The organism is Mycobacterium sp., from assembly GCF_019243155.1.
Classification (GTDB): domain Bacteria; phylum Actinomycetota; class Actinomycetes; order Mycobacteriales; family Mycobacteriaceae; genus Mycobacterium.
In genome coordinates, this window is sequence record NZ_JAFAUS010000092.1 from 1 (window position 1) to 4,151 (window position 4,151).

Genomic DNA, 4,151 nt, shown 5'->3' on the forward strand with positions numbered 1-4,151 from the left:
TACCCGGTGTCCACGTCGTCGATGTCCAGACCGCACAGCTCGCTCACCCGAATTCCGGTGGCGTACAACATCTCGACGATCAACCTGTCCCGCAGTGCCATCGGATCACCTTGCTGGGCACCGGATTTCGCGGCGGCCATGGCATCGCCGGCCTGATCCTGGCGCAGCACCGACGGCAGGGTGCGGTGCGCCTTCGGCACCTGCAGCCGGGCCGCCGGATCGCCGGTCAGCAGGCCGCGCCGCGTGGCCCATGCGGTGAATGCCTTGACCGCCGAGGTGCGCCGCGCCAGCGTGGTGCGGGCGACGCCGGTCGCGGCCGCGGTGGACAACCACGAGCGCAAGATCGGCAGGCTCAACGCGTCCAGGCCGCCGCGCGCTTCGAGGAACGCGAACAACGAACGCAGGTCGCCGAGGTAGGCGCGCCGGGTGTGCGCCGAACGACCGCATTGCAGCGCCAGGTACTCGTCGAACTCCTCAAGAATCTGGTCCACGCCCTCACGGTGTCAGGCGCCGGGTGGACGACTCAGTCGACGCGCCGGAGCGTGTCCGGGGTGAGATCTTTGAGCGCGCAATAGCCGTCGACCGCCATGATGAGGTCCGCCTCGGCGAGCATCGTGCGCAGCACGTGAACCACGCCGTCGACACCGCCGAGCGCCAAGCCGTAGGCGTAGGGGCGGCCGATGCCGACCGCGGTGGCCCCCAGCGCGAGCGCCTTGATCACGTCGGCGCCGCTACGGACCCCCGAGTCGAACAGGACCGGCAGTCCGTCGGCCGCCTCGACCACCCCCGGCAGGCAGTCCAGCGCGGGCAGTCCGCCGTTGGCCTGGCGTCCGCCGTGGTTGGAGCAGTAGATGCCGTCGACGCCGCCGTCCTTCGCGCGGCGGGCGTCGTCCGGGTGACAGACGCCCTTCACCAGCAGTGGCAGATCGGTCAACGACCGCAGCCACGGCAGATCATCCCAGGTCAAAGGGTTTCCGAAGACCTGAATCCAGCGCAGCGTCGCGCCTTGGCGGTCCTCCTCCGGCGGGCGTTGCAGGCCGGCGCGAAACACCGGGTCGCTGAAGTAGTTCGCCAGGCAGTGACCGCGCAGTTGCGGGAAGTTCGACGTGCTCAGGTCGCGCGGACGCCAGCCGGTGACCCAGGTGTCGAGGGTGACGACGATGCCCTTGAAGCCGGCCGCCTCGGCGCGATGCACGAGGCTGGCGGCCAGTTCCCGGTCGGTCGGTGTGTAGAGCTGGAAGAACCCCGGGGTGTCGCCGAGGGCCTCCGCGACGTCTTCCATCGGGTCGACGGTCAACGTGGAGGCGACCATCGGGACGCCGGTGTGCGCGGCCGCGCGAGCGGCGGCCAGGTCTCCGTGGCCGTCCTGGGCGCAGATGCCGATGACGCCGATCGGCGCCATGAACACCGGCGTCGGCAAGGTCATCCCGAACAGGTCGACGGACAGGTCGCGTTCGGCGGCCCCGACGAACATCCGCGGGATGAGCCCCCACCGTTCGAAGACCTGCGCGTTGGCCCGCTGGGTGCGTTCGTCGCCCGCCCCACCCGCGACGTACGACCAAACCGAGGGCGGCAGGGTCGTGGCGGCCCTGGCCTCCAGCTCGGCGAAGACCATCGGCAGCGGGGGCACCACGCCGGCCAGGCCCTGCAGGTAGATCTCGTTCTGGTAGTCCCCGAACCGGGGTGACAATGCCATGCGCTAGAGAATGCCAGCCGCCGTTCGGCGTGACGAGCCCACTACGACGCCGCGGCCTCCTCGGCCTCGGCGAGCTGTTTCTTCCACTGCCGGAACGTCTCTTCGGTGCGGCCGCGCCGCCAATAACCCGAGATCGACGACGCCCATTTCGCGTCCACGCCGCGCTCTTTGCGGATGTAAGGCCGCAGATTGTGCATGACGGCCTGGGCCTCGCCGTGGATGAAGACGTGCACCTGTCCCGGCAACCACAGGCTGGTCTTGACCGCCTCGATCAGCGGCGCGTGGTCACCGGCGCGGTCCTCGGGAACCAGGTCGGCCCGGCCGCCGCGGTAGACCCAGTGCACCTCGACACCTTCGGGCGCGGTCAGCTCGATCTCGTCTTCCGGCCCGGCCACCTCGATGAACGCCTTGCCGATCGCGCTGGGCGGCAACGCTTCCAGGGCCGCCCCGATCGCCGGCAGGGCAGATTCGTCGCCGGCCAGCAGATGCCAGTCCGCGGCAGGGTCCGGCGTGAAGGCCCCACCGGGCCCCATCAGGTAGATGGGCTGGCCGGGCTGCGCCGACGAGGCCCACTTACCTGCGATCCCGTGGTCGCCGTGCACGACGATGTCGAGCGTGATCTCGCGGGCAGCCACGTCGACCTGGCGGACGGTGATGGTGCGCACCGAGGGCTTTTTCTCGGCGGGCAGGGCGGCAAAGCTGTCCAGAGTTAACGGCTCTGGCAATTCGTCGACGTCGACGTCGTCCGCGACGAATACCAATTTGACGTAAGAGTCGGTGAATTTGCTGGGAACGAAAGTGCTGAAATCCCCGCTCCCCAGCACCACTCGGACCATGTGCGGTGTGAGTTCTTTGGTACCGACAACCTCGAAACGTTGCAGTGGTCGACCTGCCACTTGTCCTCCTGTCCCAGACCCCGACCCCCGACCGACTATACGAGCCGCGCCGTTGATGCAGCTTGGCCGGCGAAGGCGCGCACCGAAATCCGGCGGTGTTCGCCGACGTCGTTACCGCCGGTGATCGGCTGCTGGCGCAACTCGGCGAACCGAACCGGTCCAAAGTCCGCCCAGGGCGCGCGGTCCACGGGAGATGTCTTCGAGTGGGCGGTCGGTAACCGGCGCTCCGCCTGACGAATTCAGCACAGGCGAGCCGCCGCCGTCCCGTCGCCACCGGCCCGGACTATTCGCCACCGCCCTTCGTCGCGACGGACCAGACCGGCGAGTTCGAGGACCGCCAATGGCCCGAGCACCCGCTCGGGCGCCATCCCCGACCCAACCGCGATCTGGTCGACCGTGGCGCCGCCGCGCCCCGGTAATGCCTCATAGACCTGCCGCTCGGAGTCGCTCAGGCTGTCGAAAGCAGTTGTCGGACGCGAGTCCTCGGTTGCCAATTCACCGATGTGGCCGATGAGCTCGACGACATGATCGGCTCGGGTGACCAGTTCGGCCCCACTGCGCAGCAGCGCATGGCAACCCGCCGATGCCGAGGACGTCACGGGCCCGGGAACCGCGGCCACCACACGTCCCAGCGCCCGTGCCCAGGCCGCGGTATTCGCGGCACCGCTGCGCAGGCCTGCCTCCACGACCACCGCGGCCCCGCTGACGGCAGCGACCAGACGGTTGCGGGTCAGGAATCGGTGCCGGGCAGGACGGACGCCGGGCGCATATTCCGTGAACAGCAACCCATGCTGGCCGATCCGATGCAGCAGGGCGCTATGCCCGCTCGGGTAGGGAACGTCGAGCCCGCCCGCTAGGACCGCCACCGTGATTCCGTCGGAGGCGAGCACGGCGCGGTGCGCGGCGCCGTCGATGCCGTAGGCGCCCCCGGAGACGACCGCGACATCGCGCTCGGCGAGCCCGGCGGCCAGGTCGGCGGTCACCTGCTCGCCATACGCTGTGGAGGCTCGGGTCCCGACCACGGCGGCCGCCCGGTGCGAGACCTCATCGAGCCTCATCGGCCCCTGCGCCCACAGCGCCATCGGCGCACCGCCGCGCGGCTTCGCCCCCGCCCCACCGAATCCGGCGAAGGCCAGCAGCGGCCACTCGTCGTCGTCGGGCGTGATCAGCCGACCCCCGCGACGGGCGAGAGCGTCGAGATCTGCTGCAGCACAATCCACTTCGCGTCTGGCATTGGTGTGTTTGCCCACCTCGTCGTTGACGACTCCACGGCGGACCCGGTCTGCGGCCTCCACGGGCCCGACCTGGCGTACCAGCGTGGCGAGTTCGGCGCACGGCGGTTCGGCGACCCGGGATAGGTAGGCCCACGCGCGAAGCGCGGAGTCGTCGAGCGCGGTCGTCATCGCTGGGCACCCGGTTGGCGGAAACTGAGTGCGGTCGCTACCTCGTCGGGACCGGGCGAGACGCGGCCGGCCAAGTCGGTCAGGCTCCACGCGACCCGTAGGGTGCGGTCAACACCCCGGATGCTGAGCAGCCCGTAGTCCAATGCCTTTTGCAAC

At 69.8% G+C, this 4,151-nt stretch carries 4 protein-coding genes and 1 pseudogene; all 5 read right to left on the reverse strand.

Annotated features, from left to right (window positions below; translation table 11 throughout):
* Positions 1 to 491: site-specific integrase (locus tag JOZ00_RS04640; RefSeq protein ID WP_293340295.1), on the reverse strand; the 491-nt coding region annotated here is incomplete at its 3' end.
* Between the two features lie 32 nt (positions 492 to 523).
* Entirely contained in the window at positions 524 to 1,696 is a 1,173-nt protein-coding gene (locus JOZ00_RS04645; RefSeq protein ID WP_293340298.1) for a lactate 2-monooxygenase, read from the reverse strand.
* A gap of 41 nt (positions 1,697 to 1,737) precedes the next feature.
* Positions 1,738 to 2,592 carry a siderophore-interacting protein gene (locus JOZ00_RS04650; protein ID WP_293340300.1) on the reverse strand — a complete coding sequence of 285 codons (855 nt, stop codon included), beginning with the start codon at positions 2,590 to 2,592 and terminating at the stop codon, positions 1,738 to 1,740.
* A gap of 239 nt (positions 2,593 to 2,831) precedes the next feature.
* Positions 2,832 to 3,995, reverse strand: a complete 1,164-nt coding sequence (gene dprA, locus JOZ00_RS04655) for a DNA-processing protein DprA (RefSeq protein WP_293340302.1) — start codon at positions 3,993 to 3,995, stop codon at positions 2,832 to 2,834.
* Positions 3,992 to 4,151 (reverse strand): annotated as a pseudogene (locus tag JOZ00_RS04660) (ATP-binding protein); the annotation flags it as partial. The pseudogene JOZ00_RS04660 and the gene dprA, both read right to left, overlap by 4 nt.